The organism is Methanocorpusculum sp. (assembly GCF_030655665.1).
In the GTDB taxonomy this organism is placed as follows: Archaea; Halobacteriota; Methanomicrobia; order Methanomicrobiales; family Methanocorpusculaceae; genus Methanocorpusculum.
In genome coordinates this window covers 81,815-106,877 of record NZ_JAUSPQ010000004.1, presented here as the reverse complement: position 1 = coordinate 106,877, position 25,063 = coordinate 81,815, and the positions used below count along the sequence as shown (strand labels likewise).

Genomic DNA, 25,063 nt, shown 5'->3' with positions numbered 1-25,063 from the left:
CAAGCGTAATGTCCAGTCGGCAAAACCAGGTGTCTGATTGATTACAGAAACTTTATCTTGAAACAATGTGTTTATGAGATAGTATGAAAGAGATATGCAGTTATGACGGATGCGGGAATGCCTGAAGATCCCCTTCTGTCGATCCAGGAGCAATTGATCTCCTGCGGAATGCGGGAGTATGAAGCCAAGATCTATGTGACCATCTTCAGCCGCGGGATTCTTACCGCGTTCGAGATCCATGAGTTCAGCGGTGTTCCCCGCGGCCGGGTGTATGATGTCTTAAATATCCTCGAGCAGAAAGGCTTCATTACTCGTTCGTGGGAGAAGCCGGTCTATTACACCGCCGAACCGGTGGAAAAAGTCTCGCTTCGTCTGGTGAAAGAAACTCTCAATAATCTGGAACGCATGACCAACTGCCTCACCGAACTTCAGAATGTCTGCTACCCTCTGGGAACGAAAATAGTCGGCGTTCATGAATTCCAGACAGATCTTGCGATAGACACGCAGATCCGGATGGAACTAAAACGTTCCTGCAAGGAAGTTCTTCTCCTCTGTTTCGATGAACGGATCCTGCAGAGATATGCCGACGATATCAAAGAAGCCGCAAAGCGGATACCTGTTTACATCGTCGTTAAAGATAAAAAAATGGCAAAGTTCTCCCCGATCAAATGTTATATGGTCAAGCGCGGGATCCCTATGACGACGATGGAATTGCCGTTTTCCTCCAAAAAACAGAGGCTGCCAGTCCTCGCGCAGTTCTATCATGATCGCCAGGGAACGATCGCAATTCTTGAAAATAATGGTCAAATGCTCTGTTTCGGTCTCGTTAACAATGTCTCGGTGTTTGTAGCCCAGAGCATTCTTCAGAATATTGAAAGGATTGATCCGGAAGAGTGAGGGGGGTGGGGCGATGATAACCAAAAAATGCCTCTCGTGGGGTGTAGGTCGATTTCGTGTAAGGTATTAGCGTAGACGCAAGAGAAAAAACCAACCGCGAATCGGCGCGAATCCGCCCTTCGGGCGAGCGAATCGGATTTGCTATTCCTCACTATCGCAAGCCTGCTTTGCAGTCTTGCTCCTCCCTCATCGGGACCGTTCGGGCAAATCCTGTCGCCGCCCCGGCGGCTCATACTTTTCATTTTTAAAAAATCTCAATCAACGTAAATCTATTTCTCTTGCTTAAACAACACATTACATAATATGGTTACAACAAAAAATGATTCAAAATTAGTATTGGGTCCACGTGGAGTTAATGCAATATATGGGGCAATTGGTTGTTATGATATTCTTTCTGATGCCAAATCATTTACTTCGTGGATAGATAAAAAATATCCAGATATCAATATAGACGAACTCTTACCCGGTTATTTATACTGCATTGGTTTAATTGTGGGATGGTTTGCTAAAGGAATTTGCTATGATGAAACATTTGGATTAACATCTGATCCTGCTTTTGATCGCGCAGTGTTCGCTGGTGTTCCTCCCGAAGAAATGGATCGCACATGTGAGAAAGCATCTTTACTCTATATCCTGAGCTACGATGTTAAAAGGATCAAGTCATCAAAAAACTTTTCAAAATCTCGGCATCCACTCAACGACTTGAAGCGTAATGTTCTGGATATCTTTGCTAATCATCTCAAAGAAAATGCCTATTCTGATTTTCCTAATTCTAAAAACGAATTATATTCACATTTGATTGAAGGAACTATATGGCTATATTTTTCATGTATTCGAGGTAGTGGGATTCCATACGCTGAGGCATTTACTCCATTACACTCCTCAAAAGAGGAGGATGTAATAATAGAGGGAACTCCTGAATGGGAGGAATATATCAAATCAGATGATTATGGGGCGAAGGACACGATAATCCGTGGTTACTGTTATTCTCTGGAATATTTAATAGATCAATTATTTCCAAATATACTGGATACAGAATGTTTGAAATATTTACATAATACAGAAAATTGGTATGAAATCCAATATATTTATGATCATTTATATGGCCACATTTTTCTCGATCTTGATAATGACCATGAAAAGGACTGGTATCTATATTCATTCAAAAATGATACGAAACTTTCAAAAGAGTCGCTTTCAACTATCTTTGATAAACTAAATAAAATACCTAACAAATCATTACAAGAAGAACTTGACAAAGTTTTTCTTTGGTATCATGTGGGTTTTCTCGATGCTTCAGCAGGTCCTTTCTCTGGAATGATCGCTTTCAGGACATTATTGATTGGAGCAGTTACAATAAAAAATCAAATGAAAAACCCAGAGCAAGTTCAGGTTCGCATTTTCAAACATCACTGTTTTAAGGGTTATGATTATAGTTATGCAATTCTGATGGAAGGATATGGCTCTGCAATGGATTACTCTGGTTGGATTGTATTTTTTGATACCGACACTGATTATTCAGGAACTGGCGGTTATTATCATCAGTTGATTGATAATGATATCCAACGATATATGCAATATCTTAATGTTGTTTCATTTGAGGTTAAAAAAGAGACTTTTGAAAAGTATGTTATGGGAATTGATGTTGCAACCCAAAATGAACATTCAGTTTCAGTCATCCAACGCCAAGATAAAGAAATAGCGCGAGCAAATCAGAAAGTTCGTGAAATCCAAAAAAGGCTTGAAACAACACAAGATGTACTTCATTCTGCAAGGGGATTGATAATGGAATTGCTGACATATTATGATTTATCTCGCAGTCCAGACACTTCAAAGAACTTAGATTGGAATATTGCTCAAAATAAACATGAAATTGATGTAACCTATGTGCGTAATGATGGCACAGTAATCTTTGGGGAATGCAAGGTTTCAGCAAAGACAACTGATCTTGATGGAGAGATGAAAAATCTGGTTAATAAAATGAAAGACTGGAAACCAAAGGTTGGTAATAAAATGGGACATTTCTTCTTTTTTGATGAATTATCTGAGAAGGAAGTTGCCAATTACAATAAATTAAAAATGAAGTATTCTCGAGGTGATGTGGTTATAGGTGAGTATGATGTATTATCTGAAAAGATATATAGAGATCAAAATTGGAAGAGTAAGGCTAGAGATAAATTAGACTATATTCTGAAATATAATGATAAAAAAGTATAATATTCACCCCATTATTTGTAAGGGTACCAACTTATTCTTACGGGAGCCGCTGGGGCGGAGACAGGATTTGCCCGAACGTTCCCGATGAGGGAGGAGCAAGACAGCGTAGCTGGATTGCGAGAGTGAGGAATAGCAAATCCGATTCTGAGAGCCCGAAGGGCGAGATTCGTGCCGATTCAAGCGAGCGAAGCGAGTCGGAGAGCAAATCTCTGATTTGCGGTTCGCGGTTGGTTTTATCTTATGATTCCATAATAATCCTGTACACGAAACCGACGTACACTCCCGCAAAAAAGAGAAAAAAAACCTCTTCCGAATCAAAAAAAAAAGATATCTCCACCGCGGGACGCTCCGCGCCGGATCGCAAACCTTCGGTTTGCTCCGCTGAGGGCGAGCCTATCGGCTCACCCAGCCTCAGCTGAGGCCGCCCCTATGGGGCAGCCCGCAGTCACTTCCCCGCACCCCGAATAAGAAAAGAGCTCACACCACCTCCTTTTGAAAAAAGAAGAGTTGCCATTCCCCCACCCCTGTCCCCCCTTTTCGTGAATTTCGTTGATTTTTGTGGATTTGGTGTGGGGGCGGGTTGGACGCTGAAAGCGGACGACCTCAGCCGAGCAAGTCGATAGACTTGCGAGGGACGGGGGAGGGTAAGATAGGGGTCAACACCCAGCTGATTTTCTTTTTTCGTGTTTTCGTATTATTTTCGTGAATTTCGTGTGATGCCCGCCGGTGAAAAACATGAGATGGAAAAACCCAGTCGGATTTACAATCTCAACGATCTATTTCCATTTCCTTCTTATCGCGGATTTGCGGGGTGGACGCTGAAAGCGGAAACCCTCAACTGAGGGCGAGCCAGTCGGCTCCTCCCCGCAGTCGCAAATCAAAGATTTGCTCCGCTGAGGTCGTCGACTTCGTCGCCAACCCGCTTCACCCAAACAAAATACTCTTCGGCTCCGTGTACTCATACACGAAGTCCCGCCCGTTTTCCCGTCCGAACCCGGAGCTTGCGACCCCTCCAAACGGCATCTCCGGCGGAAGGGTCAGATGCTTGTTCACCCAGACGACCCCGCATCTCAGCGACTCGGCGAAGTTTTGGGCCGTCGCGATATCCGATGTCCAGACCGAAGAGCCCAGACCGTAAACCGTTGAGTTTGCAATATCCAGAGCTTCATCCGCGTTCTTGAATGGGATCACCGACATCACCGGCCCGAAGATCTCTTCGGAGACCGCGAGCGGACTCACATTCTTCAGCAGTGTTGGAGCATAGAAGTTTCCGGGCATGTCCAGTTTTTTCCCGCCGTAAACCAGCTGAGCATCGCCGTTTGCGAGGATACTCTCGACCGAAGCCTCGATCTCTGCCAGCTGACCCGGATTGTTCATTGGGCCCATGTTCACTTTGTCAAGACCGTTCCCCACAACGTAGCCGGAAAGCATGATCTCCGCTTTGCGGACGAATTCATCGGCAAGCGATGCATCCACCAGTATCCGCTTTGCCGATGTGCAGACCTGCCCGCAGTTGTAGAACCGGTTCCTGACCGCTGCTTTTACCGCGGCGTCGACATCGGCCGTTTTCGTCACGATGAAACTGTCGTTCCCGCCAAGTTCCAGCGTCAGTTTTTTCAGATGCGGGGCCGCGAGAAGTGAAACTGCTTTTCCCGACATAATCGAGCCCGTAAACGAGATGTGCCGGATATCCGGGTGGGTGACAAGCGCAGAACCGGTCCCTTCGCCGGATCCGGTCACGACCTGGAGAACTTTTTTTGGAAAACCTCCATCATGCATGGCCTCCGCGATCTTCAGGATCGTGAGGGACGCGGTCTTCGAGGGTTTTGCGAGAACGGTATTCCCGCAGGTGAGTGCGGCCCCTACCTTCCAGGCAAAGATCATCACCGGCATGTTCCAGGGAATGATCGCGGCACAGATGCCGAGCGGTTTTCTGACAACATTCAGATACCCGTATCCCGGAAGATTCCGGGCATCACCCGGGATACTCCCAGAGACCGAGGCATAATACTCGAACACATGAGCGGATCCGAGGATCTCGTCCTTGGCCTCACGCAGAGGTTTTCCCTGCTCGGTCGTCAGCAGAACGGCGAGATCGTCAGCCCGTGCCCTAATCAGGGCCGCGGCATTCACAAACATCACGGCACGCTTCGATGCCGCCGTCTTTTCCCAGGACGGCAGGATGTCCGCGGCAGCATTCACAAAATTGTCTACATCATCGGGCGTGGCGTTATGTATAGTGCCGATGACTTCATTCGTGGCAGGGTTTCTCACGTCGAGAGATGGTTGCATGCTGGAGTATTATTCCGTAGCCTATTTAGACCTGTCCGTCGAAGCAGAAAATCGGAACTCTCTTTTTCCCGGAAAGAGAATCTATTCACATGCACGAATACGCAGAAAAGATCGCATCGATAGGCGCGGCCGCGAACCCTACCTTCATGACCCTTGGGATCACCCCGGTCTCATGGGGCGGCGGTACGGCCGTTCTCAAAATGAACGCCTCGGATAAACTTCACAACGGCGTCGGGTTTCTGCAGGGAGGATTTTACGTCATCCTCGCGGACGAAGCGATCGCGCTTGCGATTTTAGCAGAACTCGATCCCGGGTCCGGCACCACGACGATCTCGGAAACGACAGAGTTCATACGCGGAACAAAAGACGACGAGATCTTCGCCGTCGCAAAGATCATCCGGAAAGGGAGACGCATCATCTTCGCCGAAGCAGAGGTCAGACGCGGCAGTGTCGACGGCGATCTTCTTTCAAAAACCACGGCCTCGTATCTGGTTACTCAATGCTGAATGTCATAATATATTCATATCTCCCGACGCCAAAGTATAACGATAAGGAGGAACATGGCAGTTGAACTGGAAGTCGTAGACCGGGTCGAGGAGTGGACCGGGTTTCTGAAAAAGAAATACAAAAGTGAACTCAATAAGATCTCCCGTGAATACCCAAGCGAACGTTCCCTTGAGATAGACTATGGGGTCCTCGAAAAATACGGAAAAATAGGTGTCGTTCTCGCGGACGAGTTGCTCGAACATCCGGGTAAGACCTTAGAAGATGTAAAAGACGCCATCCGGACCTCACACCTCATCACCGGAAAAGATGTCGAAGGAAACGACATCTCCGACACGATCATCGGCAAAGTCAATATCAGGTTCATCCGTCTTCCGCGAAAGACCCAGATCAGGGACATCCGTGCAGAAGATATCAATAAATTTCTCAGCATCGACGGAATCGTGCGCCGGGTCACCGAGGTCCGTCCCCGACTTGTCACCGGAGCATTCCGCTGTGTGAACGGTCATATCACCTTCAAAAAGCAGGATTACGGCTCGTATTCCGAGCCTGATATGTGCGGACATGCCGAGTGTACGCTGAAAAAGCTCGAGCTCGTCCAGAGCAAATCGACCTTCATCGACTCGCAGAAACTCCGGGTGCAGGAGACGCCCGAAGGGTTACGCGGCGGCGAGCAGCCCCAGAACATCGACATCGACGAGATCGACGATCTCTGCGGGAAAGTCTCGCCGGGCGACCGCGTCATTGTGAATGGGATATTACGCAGTGTCCAGCGGATCGTCAGCGGTCAGAAGAGTACTGTTTTCGATCTCTACCTCGAATGCAACTCGATCGAGATCTCCATCAAGGAATTCGAAGAGGTCAACATCTCGGAGGAGGATGAGACCGCAATCAAAGAGATGGCCTCTGATCCGGGTGTCTACGGCAAGATCGCCCGGTCGATCGCTCCAACTATTTACGGAAACGAAGAGGTCAAAGAGGCGATCGCTCTCCAGATGTTCGGCGGGATCCCGAAAGAAATGCCCGACGGCACAAATCTTCGCGGCGATATCCATATCCTTCTCGTAGGTGACCCGGGTATTGCAAAGTCCCAGCTGCTTCGATACGTCATCAAACTTGCTCCCCGTGGTATTTACACATCGGGAAAATCCGCTTCCTCGGCAGGTCTGACGGCCGCTGCGGTCAAAGATGATTTGGGAGACGGTCGCTGGACGCTCGAAGCCGGAGCACTCGTTCTCGCAGACAAAGGTATCGCTGCAGTCGATGAGATGGACAAGATGCAAAAAGACGACCGTTCCTCGCTGCATGAAGCGATGGAACAGCAGTCGGTCTCCATCGCAAAAGCCGGCATAAATGCTACGCTCAGGACACGCTGTTCCCTTCTCGGCGCTGCGAACCCGAAGCTTGGACGATTCGACGAGTATGCCAACATCTCCGAACAGATCAACATGCCGCCGTCCCTTCTCTCCCGTTTCGATCTCATCTTCATCATGAAGGATCAGCCGGATGCTGTGAGAGATCTCAACATCGCACGCCACATCATCAAGGCCCACTCGGCCGGTGAAAAACTGATGCGGCACAAAAAGTACCCGATCCCGGGAGCGGATGAGGAGTACTTCAAACGCGAACTCGCTCCGGTCACGCCGGAGATCGATGCGTCCATGCTCCGAAAGTATCTGGCCTACGCAAAGCGTAACTGCTTCCCTCTTTTGAAAGAGGAAGCGAAGGAAGTTCTTGTCCAGTATTATCAGAGTCTTAGAAGCGTCGCCTACGAAAACTCCGACAAACCGGTCCCGATCACCGCACGACAACTGGAAGCACTCGTCCGGCTCGCAGAAGCAAGTGCCCGCGTGCGTCTTGCCGATGAGGTCGACCGGGAGGATGCAGAGCGTGTGGTCAAGATCGTGGATACCTGTCTGAGACAGGTGGCATACGATGCGAAGACCGGGTCTCTCGACATCGACAAGATCACCACCGGGACGTCCCGTTCGGGCCGTGCGATCCGCCGCGAACTCAAAGAGACGATCGAAACACTGATCCAGTCGAGTGACGACCGGGTGGCGAAGGTGGAACAGATCATGGAAACGATGGAGAACAAATATCATTATAAGAGGGATGAGGTGGAACACATCCTGGAAAGAATGAGGATGGACGGGGAAGTGTTCCAGCCGAGGAACGGACTCATCAAGTTCACCGCACCCATGAGGTAAAATAAATGGCAACAGACAGAGAAAACGCCGTGTTCGAAGCGGCAATCAAACTTGGAGCGCTCTACCACCAGTTTGTGGGAACGCCCATCTCACGTTCGACCGCAGAGATCGTGGAGGCCGCTATCGAAAGTGCGGTCTCTCTTCAGCCGTATGTAATGGATATCAAAGTCCGTCTGGACAAGTCCCTGATGAACGAGAATCCGTTTGGCTACTCGGAACTTTCCGGAGCGATGTACGATGTCGTTATCGGCACAAAATACGGCGACGCGGTCTGCCGTGCAAGCCTGAAGTTCGAGAACGGCTATCCGCTGATGAAGATCATCGAGTGATGGACAAGTTTCCGATCCTGGACGATCATTTCCATATCAACCGGAGGACGGGAGTCGGACCGGAGGTCGTGAAAGAATTCATGCGGTCCGGCGGGACGCACATCGTTCTCGTCTCGCTTCCTTCCTGGTCGTGCGGCGTTACGCCGGTCACGCCAGCGGATTTCCGTCAGGTATTCGATGAGCTTCTCACGGTTTCTGAGATGGTGAACGAACTCGGATGCGTCTGCTATCCCGTAGCAGGCGTTCACCCGGCCGAGATCGGGCGACTCTCTGAAAGGATGAGCCTTGAAGACGCAGAAGAACTGATGTGCGGGGCGCTGGATATCGCCGCAGAGTATGTTCGGGAAGGCCGGTGTATCGGCCTGAAGTCGGGCAGACCGCATTATCCGGTGACCCCCGAGGTCTGGGATGCGTCAAACTGCGTCCTTGCTCGGGCACTTACACTTTCTGGCGAGCTTGACTGCTCGCTGCAGATCCATGCGGAGTCCGGGCCGTGCGAGGATGTGCCGGCTCTCGCAAAAGCATGCGGGATGGATCCGTCACGGGTCGTGAAGCATTTTGCGACCTGCGAGACGCCGCTTCATCCTTCGGTCACGGTCAGAGAACCGTTCCTGAATCAGTGGTTTGCCGAAAAACGGGAGTTCACGCTCGAGAGCGATTACATGGATGATCTGTCGAGACCGGGTGCGGTGAACGGACCGCGGTCCGTGCCGCGGAGGATGCAAAAACTTCTCCAGGAAGGCGCAGTAACTTCCGAGGATATGTGGCGTGTCCATTCATCTGTGCCGAAACGGGTGTACTGCGTTGATTTTGATGTTTGATGATTTTTGAGATAAATCAATATTATTTTTTTAATATTTGCGGCATGTGCCATATTATTTCATAATAAATTTCAATTTTGTTCACAAAGAATAGTATTAAGTAGTTTTAGGGTGTATTATCAGATTGGAGATAGAATGTTTGGCATTAACATTCGTAGTTACGCCTTACCGGTTTCCGACTAACGGAAAAAACGTAAGCGACCGAAAAGCAATGATGCCCCTTCATTTGTTATTTGATTAGGATAATCTCGCCAAGAAAATAAGGCGACATCTTCCGAAACTTATGATGGAAGGATAAAAAAACATTTACGGGTGAACCAGCCCAATGGGGGGAGGGAAACACCCAATCTCCACCTTTCGTATCTTTTCTTGTCTTTATGACATTATTTTGTTATGTTGTTACAAATCGTAACGCCGATTTTCATGTCAGTTACAAATTGTAACATTGTCGTGAAAAACAAGTTACAAACTGTTACTTATAAATTATCGGGAGTACGAATATGATATTGCATGGCAACCAAAGTCGTACGTATCTCCGAGGACGCGATCGAGATCACCAGCAGATATGCTAAGGATATCAGTGAAGGGATCCGGATGATGCAGAAACTTATTGATGAGAAGAACACGCCGCCGATCGATCTGAAAGCTCTGGAAAAGATGATGCGAAACTGCATATCGGAAGAACTCGAAAATCTCCAACGGGGGTACTGAATGCAGCTTACCGGCTGGATGGAAGAGAACGGCCGGCTGCTCGACCGTGCCGACATCGAAATCTTTGCCGTATCCCGGCTCGCTGAATGCGGCGGCGAGTTTATTCTGGAGACGGACGATGCGTTCATCCGGGACAAATATCATATCATGCCCGGGACGCCGGAAGGGAAACAGGTCATCACTGCTGAGCCTCATGTTCCCGACATGCCGCTCGGCGAGGCGATACGGGCGGCTGTTCAGCTTCGCATTGCGGGTGATGCCGTAACTACACTTTCCGGCGGCGTGGACTCATCCCTCGTTGCCGTTCTCGCGGGGCTCCCCTGTATCGCAGTAGGACTCGCAGGTTCGCATGATCTGGCCGCCGCTGAAAAAACTGCGGAGATCCTCGGTCTCCCGCTCACCATAAAAGAGATCGGCAGGGATGATATCAGGGCTGCACTCGATGACGTCCTGACCATCATCCCGCGGATCACCCCCCTCGACGTGGAGATCGCGATAACCGGATACTTCATTGCAGAACTTGCGAAAGAGACCAAAGCGACCCGGATCCTCACCGGTCAGGCTGCCGATGAACTCTTCGGGGGTTATGCGAGATACGGTAGATCAACAGATCTCCGTTCTGATCTTGCTGCCGACTTTACCGGCCTTGTTCTCCAGCGGGAAAGGGATGCCGCGGTCGCCTCGCGGTTTGGTGTCTGGTACTCCATCCCGTTCATGGATGAGCGGGTCGTCTGCGCATCGCGGAAATTTTCTACAGAGGACCTGGTAAAAGGCGATCTCCGAAAGATCGCTCTTCGAAGCGTTGCCGCAGAATATCTTCCGGAAGAGATCGCCTGGAAACCCAAAAAAGCCATGCAGTACGGCAGCGGCGTTTCAGCAGCGCTCACTAGAATCGCAAAGTCAGAAGGCTGCAAAGGATGCGGCGAACTGATCCAGAAACTCTACCCGGATAAAATATAAACATTCTCGGCTCTATAGTTATACAAAATGGCAGATATATCCGGAGTTGACCCAGTCGGCGTGTTTGTTGTAATCGGATTCATCATTCTCTGTATGATAGTTGTCCTGGTGGTCTCAAAGTTGGAAAAAAAGCTGAATAAAACCCCCCCGAAGACAAAACAGCAGAGCAACTCCCCTGAGATGGGCCGTGGGGCCTTAGCGGAAGGGGAAGATTTCTCGGCATTTATTGTCGGACAGGTGTATCAGATGGAGGACGGCACGCTTGCAAAGTATGCCGGCAACGGACAATTCCACAAGATAAAACCTGAGTGAACCTTTCCTTTTTTCGGTCACCTGATCCTGAAGGGGGCGGTCGTATACAGTTCGGCGACGATCCCGTCGTTAAACGTTCCGATCACCGAGATCGTATATCCTCCCGAACCTATGTCGGGAGGAATTTTGTAGAAGATCGTGGTTCCTTCTGTGTAGGTCGTTGGGAGCGCGACCGGTTCGGCCTGAATGCCGTTCAGATACATCTCCAGCAAAACGAGATCAGTAAGATCTTTGCCGCCTACAAGCTGCAGTTCCAGTTGATCATCCTCCGCAGGATTGATCGTCATCCCAACAAGTTTAAAAATATAAGCGCCGTTTCCGTATGTACTTATAAGAAATACCATAACAATGATTGTCAGTACCACCGCTATGGCCATAATTAACGTTATCCCTATCAGTGTTGGTGCAGGAAGGGTTTTTCCGGAAAAATAGTCCCAGAAGATATCAATGAACGACGCCACTAACTCGAAATTGGCTTTCTCGGGGTATAAACATTGTCAAACAGATACATCATTTTCCGAAAAGCTCACGAAGGAATGAGCATTCCGTTCCCCTTATCACGCAAAAAAACCAACATACTTCTATGAACTGTATCGTCACCGGAGGGGCGGGATTCATCGGCTCGCATTTGGTGGATCTCCTTGTTGCAAATCATCATCAGGTCACCGTGATCGACTCGATGGTTGCCGGAAGAATGGCCAATATCGAGAAGAATCTCGAACAGATAACATTCGTCCAGGCTGACCTGCTTGAAGACGGCTGGCAGAAGTATTTCGCCGGCGCAGACAGGGTATATCACATAGCTGCCGATCCGGATGTACGCGGATCCGCACGCAAATCCTTTGAGGTGTACGAAAACAATGTTACGGCCACGGTCAAAGTTCTCGAGGCCATGAAGGAGTATGATGTAAAGGAGTTCGTTTTCACCTCAACGTCTACCGTGTATGGCGAAGCCACGGTGATCCCGACACCCGAGACCTACTCGCCGATGATCCCTATCTCGGTGTACGGAGCAAGCAAACTCGCCTGCGAGGCGATGATCTCTTCCTACGCCGCGACCTATGGCTGGAAGACCTGGGTCTACCGGTTCGCAAATATTGTCGGTGCCCGCAGTACGCACGGGATCATCTATGATTTCGTGCAGAAACTCCGGGCAAACCCGAAGGAACTGGAGATCCTCGGCGACGGAAGACAGAGTAAATCCTATCTTGCTGTCGAAAACTGTGTGAAGGCGATGATTTTTGCACCCAAGGTCTCGGCTGATACCTTCAACTTCTTCAATATCGGATCGGAAGACTGGGTCAATGTGAAGCGGATCGCCGAACTGATCGTCGAGGAGATGGGACTTGAAAATGTAGAGTTCAACTTCACCGGCGGCGACAGAGGATGGGTCGGCGACGTCCCGCTGATGAGACTCGGCGTTGACAAACTCAGATCACTCGGCTGGGATCCGGAGATCACGTCCGAAGAGAGTGTCCGGCGTGCGATCCGGGCAACTCTCGCAGAGTAATGAATGAAAAAATACACAAAAAATTTCATTCATTCCATCACATTTTTGAATTTACTTTCCAACTATTCATTATCTAATTTATTTCAAGCGAAATCAATCATATACTCCCACAAAAAAGAATACCTTTCCCAAATACAAAACCCAGGGATATCTCCACCGCGGGACGCTCCGCGCCGGATCGCAAACCTTCGGTTTGCTCAGCTAAGGTCGTCGACTTCGTCGCCAACCCGCAGTCACTCCCCCGCACCCCGAAAAAGAGAGATAGATTACAACGTGTGATTCCTCATATTAAAAAAAAGTATTTTGACCAAAAAAGTCAGCGTCGGTTTTTACGTCGATTTCTTTTCCGCCCGTTTTTTCATATACTGCAGACCGGCAAGGATCCCTGCGCCGAGCAAAAAGAACAGGATACTGAACGTCTCGATGCTCATTGCGGGTTTTGGCACGTCAAGTGTGGTCGCCCCAAGCACGATCGCATACAGCGAGCCGATCAAAAGCCCGATGCTCAGATAGATGGTCTGCGAGCGGTATTTTTCCAGACAGTGTCTCAGAAGTTTTGAGATGAATACGAGCCCCGTGATCATCCCGAGACCGAATATGATCAGCATCGGCACATACTGGAGCTGCAGATGAACGACCGCACTCACTGCCGAGATCAGGGGGACATACAGTCCCATAATCAGAAGCATCGTCGAGCCTGAGATCCCGGGAAGGACCATCACTGAGACCGCGAGGACCGCGGCAATGAAAAGAAACAGGCCGAGCCCGGGCGAGATCTGCGCCAGGTCAACAGAACTTTCGTGGGAGACCGGATTGAAGTACATTATCAGAGGAACGACAGCTATACCGAGCACCGTAAAGATACTGTGCAGATAATGGCTTTTTAGGGCTTTCTTCTCCTCCATCACAACGATCGGGACCGCACAGACGGTAAGACCGATGAAAAGCGAACTTATTTCATAAATATAGGTATCAAAAAGATTTGCGAGGATAACGGCGCAGATGAGAAAAGCGGCGGCCCAGCCAATAGCAAGTTTGAACAGGAACGGAAAAGCGGCCTTTCGTTTCTCCATCGTCCCGGTCAGGAGATCATCCACTGAGGAGATGAACTTATCATAAAATCCAAGTAAAAATGCAATCGTCCCGCCGGAAACTCCCGGCACGCTGTCGGCGATCGCCATGCACGCTCCTCTGATGATATCCATACTTCTCCTATTAATTAGGCCTGCCTTCCCTAATTAGGGTTCGTGATTTGTGTGTCGCAACCAAGTAATTTATTCCAATTACGACCAGATATATAAGTGAGATCTCCATGAAATATATTCTAATTCTGGCTGACGGTGCAGCAGACGAGCCTCTTGCAGAGCTTGGCGGAAAGACCCCGCTCGAAGCGGCACATAAACCCAATATGGACCGTATCGCCCGTGAAGGCAGATGCGGCATGCTGAAAACGGTGGATGATTCCCTCTCTCCCGGATCAGATGTCGCCAATATGTCGATCCTCGGCTACGACCCGCTGAAATATTACACCGGACGCGGAGCGATCGAAGCGCTCAGTATGGGCATCCCCTTTAAGGAGGGGGAGCTCGCATACCGGTGTAATCTGGTCACGATCGAGAATGGGAAGATGAAGGATTTTGCCGCGGGCCATATCTCGAGCGCTGAGGGAGCAGAACTGTTCGACGCTCTCAAAGAGAAGATTCCCGAAGCAGGATGGCACTCCGGCGTTTCCTACAGAAATGTAATGATGCTTCCAAACGGCAAAGGATCAGAGACGACCCCCCCCCACGACATCGTCGGTGAGGTCATCAACGATTATCTCCCGAAAGGAGAGGATGCCGAGCGTCTGATGAACTTTATCGTGCGGGCCTCGGACGTGTTCGAGAACCACCCGGTAAATAAAAAGCGTATCGCCGCAGGGAAAAATCCGGCGACGACGATCTGGCCGTGGAGCGGAGGATCGAAGCCCGCGATGCCGGCGTTCACCGATAAATATCATAAGAAAGGAGCGGTCATCTCGGCGGTCGATCTGCTGTTCGGTCTTGCGAAGTGCGCTGGAATGGAGGTCGTCACGGTTCCCGGAGCAACCGGTTATCTCGACACGAACTTCCTTGGAAAGGCAAAAGCCGCGGTCGATACCGCGAACGGCGATGCAGACTTTGTATATATGCATGTCGAAGCGACGGATGAGGCAGGTCACCTCGGCAGTCTTGAAGAGAAGATCAAAGCGATCGAGAATCTGGATAAGGCAATCGGCTACATCCTCGACAACTTCGACGGATGTATCATGCTGATGCCCGACCACCCGACACCGGTCGCAAAAAAGACCCACACGAACGACCCGGTCCCGTTCGCGATCCGCGGTCTCGCAGAACCGGACGATGTCCAGGTCTACACCGAGAAAGAGGTGCAGGCGAAGGGTTCCTACGGACTCATCAACGCGGTCGATCTCCTGGACATGGTCTTTAAGGAGTAGACGGATGCGGGAAGAGATCACAGCCTTCATCGAAGCGTATGTGAAAGACGCTTCCCATCTGCGAAAACCGCTGGTCGGTTTTGCCGACTGCGCTTCCCCGATGTTTCCGGCCCTGAAAAACATCGTGATGCCGGGACATCTGATGCCGGCCGATATTCTTGTCGACCCGACGATCATCATATCCTATTTTTTGCCGTTTCAAAAGGAGGTCTCCCTCTCGAATGTCTCCGGGCGATACGCCTCGAAGCGCTGGGCTGAGTGTTATGTGGAAACAAACCGGCTGATCGCTTCCCTGAATGCTGCACTTATAGATTATCTCAAGGATCACGGATTTCGGGCAGCATTTGCGGAAAACGCCGTCCATCTGGACAAACAGATTCTGATGAGCTGCTGGTCTCAGCGGCACGTCGCCGAGATCGCGGGTCTAGGGAAGTTCGGTCTGAACAATCTGCTGATCACCCGTGTCGGTTCATGCGGACGGTTCGGCTCGCTCGTAACGGATCTCCCTATCACGCCGGATGTGCCGGAGACGGAGGAACGATGTCTGTATAAACTGAACGGCGTGTGTCTGAAGTGCGTGGACAATTGCCCGACGGGAGCATTGACCGAGGACGGGTTTGACCGAAGGGTCTGCTTTTCTCTGTGTCAGGAAAATGAGAAGAGATACGGGGCGAATGTCTGCGGGAAATGTGCCGTGGATATCCCGTGCGGATTTATTGATGAATGACCTCGAAGAGAATTATAACATCAGATTCAGCATTGAATACAGGTAGACCCTAAGCTCTAGCTAAAGAGTCGATCATACTCCTCTGCAGGCACCCTTTTTTCCATGACAACGACATGCTTATCTGCGTCGTAAACTTGGATCTCCTCTCCAAAGGTAAGAGTTGGATCTCTAATTACAACACCACACATGGAAATCCAGACATAACCATTTTTCATTGCATCAGATTTCATTTGGATCGTTTGATTTGCTAAATCTGTGCCCAGATAAATGTTACAATCGACACGAGTTGGGCTAGATTCGGGTTCTGATGATACTGTTTTGTGGAAGTAAAACACTATCACGGGAAATATTGTGTCAGTGCCGGGATATGTTCTTGATGAAATTAGAAAATCACTAATATATCCTTTTTTTATGATATATCCTGTTGAAGGATCCTGGAAATATGCTTCAATAATCTCTTTTTTAAAACTCTCCGGGATCGCACTAATATAGGCATCCGGATCATATGGTGTTGGAGTTGGCATAACTTCAGAAATATTTTCAGCGATAGTTTCATTTTCAACTTCAGAAATACATCCTGAGGAAATGATAATAATTATTGTCAGAAATACAGTTGCGCATAAAAAAAGCGGCTGACGAAACTCCATACCTTCATAAATGACCATATAATATATAGAACTTCCCGGTGTTCGGGTGTATCAAATTCGGGAAGGATATTACTGGGTGTGGATGCATGAGTAAATGAACCGCGTTCGTAAATCATAGATTTCCTCTATTCTATATCCTTTTTTTTGATTTGGGGTGCGGGAGGGCGACTCCGGCGCGGAGCCCGACACGGTGGAGATATCTTATTCATATCAGTTACAACATACAAATTATACAGCCCATTTTACTGAGGATCCGCTTTTATAAATGAGTAACTCTGGACTAAATATTTCCTTCGTCAATGGTATATAATAAATAACATATGTCTGATGATTGGAAAAATGAATTTCGTAAGAACTTTTTTTCTTTGGATGAAGAGAAACGCAATAAAGCACTGGAATTAAAGAATCAGCATATTCCAAACAAACTCTATTGTTATCTCCATTTTAACAAACACTTTTGGGAGAATCTTGAATGTTCAACGGATACGGGCAATATAAGTCATGCTGTAAGAATGTCTCACCCGGTGAAGTTCAATGATCCATATGATACTTGGCTTCGTCCCGATGCGTCGGTATTGTTCAGGAAGTATATTGCTCATTCATTAAAGCAGGATATTCGTGAGGTGCTTGCTCATCACAACGAAAACAAAACGCTGGAATATGAATTGAATAAATTGATTGAGATATATGCAAAAAATGGCTCCATAACAATGGATGATTTTGCTCCCGATGTTTTCACCCAGGAGATTATTGATGAAGTAACCAGGATTTTTTTAATAAAGGGTCCGGCTCAATGGGAATTCATTTTCAATTATGGAGTGAAGTGCTTTAGTGAACGCTGGGACTCTCTTTTGATGTGGGGACATTATGGAGATTCTCATAAAGGAGTATGTTTTGAGTATGATATGACGCAGATCCCGGAAGACAGCATTATCCGAAAATGGTTATATCCGGTATATTATGCAGAAAAGATGGAGAGCATTTTCCCAGATGATACAAATGTTAGCAATTCCAAACTTCGCTCTTTGTTGTTTGTTGAAAGATGCATCACCAAATCGGATGAGTGGAAATATGAAAAAGAGTGGCGTTTGATTCGTGAGGGATATGCAGAAAAATTACATCCTTTCCCAATCTATCCTACACGAATATATCTTGGAACGCAGATTTCCCGAGACTTATATGAAAATTCATTGAAGATTAGAGGTCTCTCGAAGGACGACGAGCACGAAAAGCAGTTGCGCGCCGAGCTCATCAGGAATTTGTATGATAATTCACTTAAAATTAGAGGTTTCTCAGTCGGTCATAATTGCGAGATTATGTTGATGGGTTTAGATCTGAATAATTACATATTATACGCAATCAAAGATTCAGATAATAGGGAAATGTTTAGCGACGAGAACGAGATGTGACCCATAAATTATCTCATGTCTCCATAAATGCCTATATCTTCCCCTCTCCTCCTTTTTGTGCATTTCGTTGATTTTCGAAAGTTTTGTGTTTTCGTTCTTTTTTCGTGAATTTAGTGTGATGAATTATTCTCTCCAAATCATAAAATTTCTACAAAACTATCGAATACTAATGCTTAAAAAAAAAGAAAAAGAGTTCAGTTCTTCTTTTCAGAGAACTCTTCGTGGTGAGCTTCCTGATATCTCTTCATCTCGAGATTGCGGAGTTCCACTCTCCGGACTTTTCCTGAGATGGTCTTCGGCAGCTCCTCCACGAACTCGATCGCCCGCGGATATTTGTACGGGGCGGTCGTCGTCTTGACATGGTTCTGCATCTCTTTGATCAGGGTTTCGGATCCTTTATAGCCATCCTTCAGCACGACGAACGCCTTGATGATCACACCGCGGATCGCGTCGGGACTGCCGACGACTGCCGACTCTTTGACTGCCGGGTGTTCGATCAGAGCTGACTCGACCTCGGCCGGTGAAACGCGGTATCCGGATGATTTGATCATATCATCGTCGCGGCCCATGAACCAGAAGTAGCCGTCTTCATCGATGGTCGCTTTGTCTCCCGTGTAGTACCAGCCGTTGATGAAAACCTTCGCCGTAGCCTTCGGGTCATCCAGATACTCGGTAAACAGACCGACCGGTGAGGGGTCGCTCGTCTTGATCGCGATCCTTCCTTCGACGCCCGGGGCAACCTTATTGCCCATATCGTCGTGGAGCTCGATCTTCCAGCCCGGGGCGGGTTTGCCGATCGAACCGGGTCTGACTTCCATACAGGGGAACGTTCCGATCACCGTAACGGTTTCGGTCTGCCCGTATGCCTCGTAGATCTTTTTGCCGGTCCCTTCTTCCCAGACACGGTTGACTTCAGGGTTCAGCGTCTCGCCTGCTGAGAGGCAGTGACGCAGTTGGGAAAAGTCAAAAGTCTCCAGATCCGCAAGGATGAGCATACGATAGATGGTCGGCGGAGCGCAGAACGTCGTGATCTCATACTTTTCGATCAGCGGGAGAAGTTCGGTCGCATTGAACTTTCCGCGGTAGTCGTAGACAAAGACACAGGCGCCTTCCATCCATGGTCCGTAGAACTTACCCCAGGAGGATTTACCCCAGCCCATGTCGGCGACCGTGAAGTGAAGATCGTTGTCGGTAAGATCATACCAGAATCTGCCAGTCACAATGTGGCCGAGCGGATATGCATGATTGTGCAGGACCATCTTCGGGTCGGCGGTCGTTCCCGACGAGAAGAAGATGAGCATAGGGTCCGTCGCTTTCGTCCGGACGCTTCTCACGATCGAACTGAGTTTCGTGGAGGCACGTGCCGGGTGTATCAGTTCCTTCTGATAGTTTATCCATCCGGGAACATCGCCGTCGGTCAGGAATTTGACTTTGAGTGATGGGCATTCGCTCCCAATGTCCTCGATCTTCCAGGCGTTCTCGGTGTTCGTCACGATCATCTTGAACCTGCCCTGGTTTATTCGGTATTTTAGATCGTGAGGGGTTAGAATGACCGGAGACGGGCAGATAACTGCGCCTATTTTTATTGCAGCAAGAGCAAAGGTCCACCATTCGGGGACACGCGGCAGGAGCAGCATTACTCTGTCGCCTTTGCCGATATTCTGCTTGAACATCATGTTCGCGATCTGGTTGGACAGATTCATCATCTGCCGGAAGGTGTAGTATTTTTCCTTTCCTTCCTGGTTTGTCCAGATCATGGCGAGCTTATTTCGATCTTTTTTCGCCCATGCATCAACAACGTCGAAGCCGAAGTTGTAATACTCAGGCACGGCGATGGAGAACGTGGAGTAGGTTTCCTCGTAATCCATCATGTTGTGAGGCACAAATCCCTCGGATTTATGCTCGCGCTCAGTCGAACGCGTAGTGCGTTCGGCTTTGTGTGCCGTTTCGGTCATGGGGTAATAGTTTGCTTTTTCTTATGATAAATATAGAGGTGCTTTTTCACGGCACACAAAAAAAGAAGGTCAGAATTTTTTATAATATGTCTGATGCTGCTGCCACCCGGGATTCATCGTCCTGCGTCCCGGAGCATATTCCCAGGAGTATTTTATTGCGCCGTTGACGAACTTTTTTGCTTCGAGAACGGCGTCCCTGACCGGATAGCCGAGAGCGATGTGGGCGGCGATCGCGGACGCGTAACAACAGCCCGATCCATGGACATCAGTGAAAGGCGCGACCTCACCTTCGACCAGCATCATGCCGTTTTTGTCGGCAAAGACGTCGGTCCCGAGCCGGAATAAGGCATGGCCCCCTTTGATAACGGCAGCTTTCGCCCCGTGATCGATGAACCAGTATGCTGCCTCCTCCATCGACTCGGCATCGGTGATCGTGATCCCGGAGATGACGGACGCCTCAGGCAGATTCGGCGTTATCACGGTGGTCCGCGGCAGAAGCTCGGCAACGAGTCGTTCCTGACCTGCCAGATCAAGAAGCCGGTACTCTTTTGTTGCGAGAAGTACCGGGTCGACGACGAGGCTCCGCCCTTTCGGAATGCTTTCCGCAACGATTCCGACCGTTTCCGCATTTTTCAACATGCCTGTTTTGTAGCAGCCGATCGGGAAGTCCTCTTCGAGGGCGTCGATCTGTTTTTTGATGAAAGCCGCAGGGATGCTTGCCGTGTCGAGAACGTGCGTGGCGTTTTGTGCGGTGAGTGCCGCGATCACGGTCATCCCCCAGACCCCGCAGGCGGCCATGGTTTTCAGGTCGACCTGGATGCCGGCCCCTGCCGACGGGTCGGAGCCTGCGATCGTGGCGGCGAAGGCCATCGTTTTTTCCAGGGAATTCATATCAGATATAGTAGAACGCCCCCTCTGAAAATACTTCGTCGGGGTTTAACCTCATGTCTTTATAGTCTGTCCCTTCACAACTATCTTGTATGGACGTGGAAGGCTTCGTTCGGCGAAGCATGCATAAGGATATTCCTGAAGAGAAGATCGAGAAACTGCTTCAGGAACGCATTCTGGATATAAAGAATATCGATGAAGGGTTCGCACGGGATTTCGCGAGGGCCGTCATCGAAGAAGTGAAGGTGACAAGCGGGCTGAAGGGCGATCTGTTCGAGTATGAACACGCCGGCGTTTCTATGGGAGAGTTCGGTGTGGGGTCCCGCGGTTCGGGGGATTTCTATGCCCACAGGAAGATCGCTCACGTGATCGGGCAGACCTCGGCACAGGTCGGTGTGGATCAGATGGATGACGGCGGGGTCGTTGAAGCGAACGGCCAGTATATCATAACAACAGTGGACGGGATGCACTCGCGTCTGTCGGATTTCCCGTTCCTCGCAGGATTCCATGCGACCCGGGCGACACTTCGCGATGTGTATGTGATGGGTGCCCGACCGGTAGGTCTGATCTCGGATGTGCATATCGCGGACGACGGAGATGTGGCGAAACTGTTCGATTACACGGCAGGGATCACGACGGTTTCTGACGCCTTGGGCGTGCCGCTCGTTGCGGGGTCGACGCTCCGTATCGGCGGGGACATGGTTATCGGCGACCGGATGACAGGATGTGTGGGCGTTGTCGGTGTCGCAAAGCACGTGACGGCCCGCAGATCGTCGGTCCCGGGCGATGTTCTCCTGATGACGAGGGGAGCTGGCGGCGGGACGATCGCGACGGCGGCGCTCTATTCCGGGAACGCGGATGTGGTCGAAGAGACGATCAATCTGCATTTCCTGAAAGCCTGCGATGCGCTGATCAATTCAGAGGTGTTCCCGCATATCCATGCGATGACGGATATCACGAACGGCGGTCTTCGGGGCGATGTGTTCGAGATCGCAGAAACGGCGAAAGCGACGGTGGTCGTCGAGGATGCGCCGCTCCGTGGTCTTATCGCGCCGAAGGTGCTTGCTTTGCTGGATAAGCTCGGTATCGATTATCTTGGCGTGAGCCTGGATGCACTGCTCGTGATCGTGCCGCCTGAGTATGCTGATGAGATCATCCGGGTCGTTGGGACTGCGGGTGTCCCGATGGAGCGGATCGGTTTCGTGCGTGAGGGTCCGGGTGTTTCCCGTCTGATCAAGGACGGCGTGGAAGGAGAGTTCCTGCCGAAGTTCCGTGAGGCTCCGTATACGCCGGTGAAGAAGGTCGTCGACCGACCGGGCAGGGACTTTGACGAGATGAAGAAGGGAATCGACCGGGCAGCAGATGCGGCACGGGCGAAGAAGGAACGGGTGCTGAAGAGATTGGTTTGAGCGGGTTGGACGCTGAAAGCGGACGACCTCAGCGTAGGCGGGGTGAGCCGATAGGCTCGCCCTTAGCTGAGCAAACAGAATGTTTGCGAGCAAATCTCTGATTTGCGACTGTGTTTTTAGCTTTGGTGTATTGGATCCTTTTTTGATGAGCGTATTCATCACACGAAATTCACGAAAATGAAAACGAAAACACGAAAATGAATTAGATTGGTTGGGTGGGATACATGAGGTTCCCTCCCCCGTCCCCCACACGAAACCCACAAATTCGCAAACCTTCGGTTTGCTCGGCTAAGGTCGTCGACTTCGTCGCCACCCCGCCAACGAAATGCACGAAAAGGGGGACAGGGGCGGAAGAATGGAGTCTTGCTCGCCCCTCATCGGGAGCGAGTTGGCGACGAAGTCGACGACTTTAGCGGAGCAAATCGTTAGATTTGCGAGAGCGTTCGGGCAAATCCTATCGCCGCCCCGGCGGCTCCTGTGAAGAGAAAAGAGTATTTTTGGTTGTATTTCGGGGTGCGGGAGGGCGACTTCGGCGCGGAGCCCGACGCGGTGGAAATATCCTCTATGTTGGATTCAGGAGAAGAGGCAGACATTGACATTTTGGGATGTCCATCGATTTCATGTAAGACCTGGGTTGAGATATAAAATCTAAAAATAATTTGGGTGCCCACGAGGGGCACGACCTACTCAGACACCCCGCTGCTTACTGCAGCACTATTTCAATCCACGTGCCCACGAGGGGCACGACATGACATGTTCAAGGCAAAGGCCGGAGTAGTCATTTCAATCCACGTGCCCACGGGGGGCACGACTGATCCAATGTGCATTACCACCCTCCGGGATATTTCAATCCACGTGCCCACGGGGGGCACGACTCTCTGTTTTTGATGTGTCGGGAGAGGTCGGTATTTCAATCCACGTGCCCACGGGGGGCACGACTAATCAGCCTGGGCGTTTGGATCTGAGAGATATTTCAATCCACGTGCCCACGGGGGGCACGACACGCAGGAGGGTGGTATAGGGTGACTCTGCTGGATTTCAATCCACGTGCCCACGGGGGGCACGACCTGATGTATTTGAGGAGCGTGCCAGGATCAAAATTTCAATCCACGTGCCCACGGGGGGCACGACACGTTGGTGAGGGAATTGTTGACATTCAAACGTATTTCAATCCACGTGCCCACGGGGGGCACGACGCCATGTGCTTACCCTCGTTGCCCACCGACCACGATTTCAATCCACGTGCCCACGGGGGGCACGACAATGCGCGCTGATCCTATGCCATGTGGTAAAACAGATTTCAATCCACGTGCCCACGGGGGGCACGACACAATCTATTTCGATAGTCACTCCGTCCGTTCATTTCAATCCACGTGCCCACGGGGGGCACGACGACCGGATAATGTTCGCCGAGATCCTCGAAGACATTTCAATCCACGTGCCCACGGGGGGCACGACTAAAAAAGAGGGGGTTACTCGGCCGACACATCATTTCAATCCACGTGCCCACGGGGGGCACGACCCGCTGACCTCAGTTGCATGGCAGATGCAATAAATTTCAATCCACGTGCCCACGGGGGGCACGACGCTGTTCCCATATCGGTCTCAACTTTGATATATTTCAATCCACGTGCCCACGGGGGGCACGACGTTCATTCCATAAACAAAGATGGTATTTCTATTATTTCAATCCACGTGCCCACGGGGGGCACGACCCTTCCAATTACCATTGAATTGTTATCATCAAAATTTCAATCCACGTGCCCACGGGGGGCACGACCGAGCAATATGTTCATCAGTATTTTCAAAATCATTTCAATCCACGTGCCCACGGGGGGCACGACGTTGCTGCAGCAACATCAACGGCAACTATTATCATTTCAATCCACGTGCCCACGGGGGGCACGACTACTTATACCTAACATAAGTTGTCATGTCTAATATTTCAATCCACGTGCCCACGGGGGGCACGACTTTTCAAAATCGAACTGTTATGAGTCGAGAACGTAATTTCAATCCACGTGCCCACGGGGGGCACGACTTCTACAGTGGTAACAAATACGGCCGCGATCAATTTCAATCCACGTGCCCACGGGGGGCACGACTCGGTCATTTGTAAATTACCATCCATCTTCATCATTTCAATCCACGTGCCCACGGGGGGCACGACCGGTATCATATTACTGGTATGGTAAAAATATGCATTTCAATCCACGTGCCCACGGGGGGCACGACCTGCTCCCGTTGGTGATCCTTCCAATTACCATTATTTCAATCCACGTGCCCACGGGGGGCACGACTCTAACTCTAATATACTATAACTACACGCATATAATTCTCTCCCTGCCTTATCAGAAAAAACACTCCATGTGCAAAACCCGGTTTTCCCGTGGAAATATTCCATATTTTCACCAGACCCAAAAACAAAACAAAAATCTGCGACATCGCGAACCTCCCGGGAAAATCCTGGGCACAACCCCTTCGCGAAAAAAATATCTAAAAAATCAGCGCATCATCCACATTCAAACCAGGCTTTGCTCCCACATGTTCAACATGCTCTCTTCCCTGCTTTCCGAGATTATAATATCTAACACTATCCGTCTCCGTGTTAATAACCTCTCCTATCTTATACTTCATCTCCATCAGCTGCACAGAATCCACCACGCACTCAAACACCGAATTCTGCACTCTGACTCCAAAATTTTTACAGATCTTTGCGACCTGACGAAGCCTGCGTCTTCCCTCCGGCGTCTCCGTATTCACATCATACGTAACCAAAACAAACATCT

21 protein-coding genes and 1 CRISPR repeat array are annotated in these 25,063 nt (G+C 49.8%); of the genes, 14 read left to right on the top strand and 7 right to left on the bottom strand.

Features of this window, described 5'->3' with window-relative positions:
• The first annotated feature begins 102 nt into the window (after positions 1-102).
• Both Q7J08_RS01860 and Q7J08_RS01855 read left to right on the top strand, forming a co-directional pair.
• Positions 103-897, top strand: a complete 795-nt coding sequence (locus Q7J08_RS01860) for a TrmB family transcriptional regulator (RefSeq protein WP_304909989.1) — start codon at positions 103-105, stop codon at positions 895-897.
• A gap of 303 nt (positions 898-1,200) precedes the next feature.
• The gene (locus Q7J08_RS01855) at positions 1,201-3,114 is read left to right on the top strand and encodes a hypothetical protein (protein WP_304909988.1); all 1,914 of its coding nucleotides are present in this window, start codon (positions 1,201-1,203) and stop codon (positions 3,112-3,114) included.
• 924 nt (positions 3,115-4,038) lie between these two features.
• Here Q7J08_RS01855 and Q7J08_RS01850 read toward each other — a convergent pair.
• Complete coding sequence (locus Q7J08_RS01850; RefSeq protein ID WP_304909987.1) at positions 4,039-5,406, bottom strand: aldehyde dehydrogenase; 1,368 nt, start codon at positions 5,404-5,406, stop codon at positions 4,039-4,041.
• A gap of 89 nt (positions 5,407-5,495) precedes the next feature.
• On the opposite strand from Q7J08_RS01850, the gene Q7J08_RS01845 reads away from it, so the two are divergent.
• The 7 genes from Q7J08_RS01845 to Q7J08_RS01815 all read left to right on the top strand — a co-directional run bounded on the left by Q7J08_RS01845 (position 5,496) and on the right by Q7J08_RS01815 (position 11,253).
• Complete coding sequence (locus tag Q7J08_RS01845; RefSeq protein WP_304909986.1) at positions 5,496-5,912, top strand: PaaI family thioesterase; 417 nt, start codon at positions 5,496-5,498, stop codon at positions 5,910-5,912.
• 54 nt (positions 5,913-5,966) lie between these two features.
• On the top strand, positions 5,967-8,120 hold the full coding sequence (locus tag Q7J08_RS01840; RefSeq protein ID WP_304909985.1) for a minichromosome maintenance protein MCM: 2,154 nt from the start codon (positions 5,967-5,969) through the stop codon (positions 8,118-8,120).
• Between the two features lie 5 nt (positions 8,121-8,125).
• Complete coding sequence (locus Q7J08_RS01835; RefSeq protein ID WP_304909984.1) at positions 8,126-8,449, top strand: dihydroneopterin aldolase family protein; 324 nt, start codon at positions 8,126-8,128, stop codon at positions 8,447-8,449.
• Positions 8,449-9,270 (top strand): TatD family hydrolase, encoded by an 822-nt coding sequence (locus Q7J08_RS01830; protein ID WP_304909983.1) that lies wholly within the window; start codon positions 8,449-8,451, stop codon positions 9,268-9,270. The genes Q7J08_RS01835 and Q7J08_RS01830 overlap by 1 nt, the downstream gene beginning before the upstream one ends.
• Before the next feature lie 510 nt (positions 9,271-9,780).
• Entirely contained in the window at positions 9,781-9,981 is a 201-nt protein-coding gene (locus Q7J08_RS01825; RefSeq protein ID WP_304909982.1) for a hypothetical protein, read from the top strand.
• Positions 9,982-10,941 (top strand): asparagine synthase C-terminal domain-containing protein, encoded by a 960-nt coding sequence (locus Q7J08_RS01820; protein WP_304909981.1) that lies wholly within the window; start codon positions 9,982-9,984, stop codon positions 10,939-10,941.
• A gap of 27 nt (positions 10,942-10,968) precedes the next feature.
• The gene (locus Q7J08_RS01815) at positions 10,969-11,253 is read left to right on the top strand and encodes a hypothetical protein (protein ID WP_304909980.1); all 285 of its coding nucleotides are present in this window, start codon (positions 10,969-10,971) and stop codon (positions 11,251-11,253) included.
• Between the two features lie 17 nt (positions 11,254-11,270).
• On the opposite strand, the gene Q7J08_RS01810 is transcribed toward Q7J08_RS01815, so the two are convergent.
• Entirely contained in the window at positions 11,271-11,597 is a 327-nt protein-coding gene (locus Q7J08_RS01810) for a hypothetical protein (protein ID WP_304909979.1), read from the bottom strand.
• A 239-nt stretch (positions 11,598-11,836) separates the two neighbouring features.
• On the opposite strand from Q7J08_RS01810, the gene Q7J08_RS01805 reads away from it, so the two are divergent.
• A complete protein-coding gene (locus tag Q7J08_RS01805; RefSeq protein ID WP_304909978.1) occupies positions 11,837-12,763 on the top strand; it encodes an NAD-dependent epimerase/dehydratase family protein in 927 nt (308 codons plus the stop codon).
• A gap of 329 nt (positions 12,764-13,092) precedes the next feature.
• On the opposite strand, the gene Q7J08_RS01800 is transcribed toward Q7J08_RS01805, so the two are convergent.
• Positions 13,093-13,968: a DUF368 domain-containing protein gene (locus Q7J08_RS01800; RefSeq protein WP_304909977.1), complete on the bottom strand. Its 876-nt coding sequence runs from the start codon at positions 13,966-13,968 to the stop codon at positions 13,093-13,095.
• A 107-nt stretch (positions 13,969-14,075) separates the two neighbouring features.
• On the opposite strand from Q7J08_RS01800, the gene Q7J08_RS01795 reads away from it, so the two are divergent.
• Together Q7J08_RS01795 and Q7J08_RS01790 are read left to right on the top strand one after the other, a co-directional pair.
• Positions 14,076-15,239, top strand: coding sequence for a cofactor-independent phosphoglycerate mutase (locus Q7J08_RS01795; protein WP_304909976.1), 1,164 nt, complete (start codon positions 14,076-14,078; stop codon positions 15,237-15,239).
• Between the two features lie 4 nt (positions 15,240-15,243).
• The gene (locus Q7J08_RS01790; RefSeq protein ID WP_304909975.1) at positions 15,244-15,966 is read left to right on the top strand and encodes a hypothetical protein; all 723 of its coding nucleotides are present in this window, start codon (positions 15,244-15,246) and stop codon (positions 15,964-15,966) included.
• Positions 15,967-16,022: 56 nt separating this feature from the next.
• Here Q7J08_RS01790 and Q7J08_RS01785 read toward each other — a convergent pair whose 3' ends face one another.
• Positions 16,023-16,631 (bottom strand): hypothetical protein, encoded by a 609-nt coding sequence (locus Q7J08_RS01785; protein WP_304909974.1) that lies wholly within the window; start codon positions 16,629-16,631, stop codon positions 16,023-16,025.
• A gap of 302 nt (positions 16,632-16,933) precedes the next feature.
• Between Q7J08_RS01785 and Q7J08_RS01780 the strand changes: the two genes are divergently transcribed.
• Positions 16,934-18,022: a DUF2971 domain-containing protein gene (locus Q7J08_RS01780; RefSeq protein ID WP_304909973.1), complete on the top strand. Its 1,089-nt coding sequence runs from the start codon at positions 16,934-16,936 to the stop codon at positions 18,020-18,022.
• A gap of 194 nt (positions 18,023-18,216) precedes the next feature.
• On the opposite strand, the gene Q7J08_RS01775 is transcribed toward Q7J08_RS01780, so the two are convergent.
• Positions 18,217-19,977 (bottom strand): AMP-binding protein, encoded by a 1,761-nt coding sequence (locus tag Q7J08_RS01775; protein WP_304909972.1) that lies wholly within the window; start codon positions 19,975-19,977, stop codon positions 18,217-18,219.
• A gap of 69 nt (positions 19,978-20,046) precedes the next feature.
• Positions 20,047-20,868 (bottom strand): bifunctional hydroxymethylpyrimidine kinase/phosphomethylpyrimidine kinase, encoded by an 822-nt coding sequence (gene thiD / locus Q7J08_RS01770; RefSeq protein ID WP_304909971.1) that lies wholly within the window; start codon positions 20,866-20,868, stop codon positions 20,047-20,049.
• A gap of 89 nt (positions 20,869-20,957) precedes the next feature.
• On the opposite strand from thiD, the gene Q7J08_RS01765 reads away from it, so the two are divergent.
• Positions 20,958-22,274, top strand: coding sequence for an AIR synthase-related protein (locus Q7J08_RS01765; RefSeq protein WP_304909970.1), 1,317 nt, complete (start codon positions 20,958-20,960; stop codon positions 22,272-22,274).
• Between the two features lie 651 nt (positions 22,275-22,925).
• A CRISPR array of direct repeats spans positions 22,926-24,574; the repeat unit is 32 nt; unit sequence ATTTCAATCCACGTGCCCACGGGGGGCACGAC.
• A 196-nt stretch (positions 24,575-24,770) separates the two neighbouring features.
• Here the strand turns inward: Q7J08_RS01765 and cas2 are convergent.
• On the bottom strand, positions 24,771-25,061 hold the full coding sequence (gene cas2, locus Q7J08_RS01760; protein WP_304909969.1) for a CRISPR-associated endonuclease Cas2: 291 nt from the start codon (positions 25,059-25,061) through the stop codon (positions 24,771-24,773).
• Positions 25,062-25,063 lie beyond the last annotated feature (2 nt).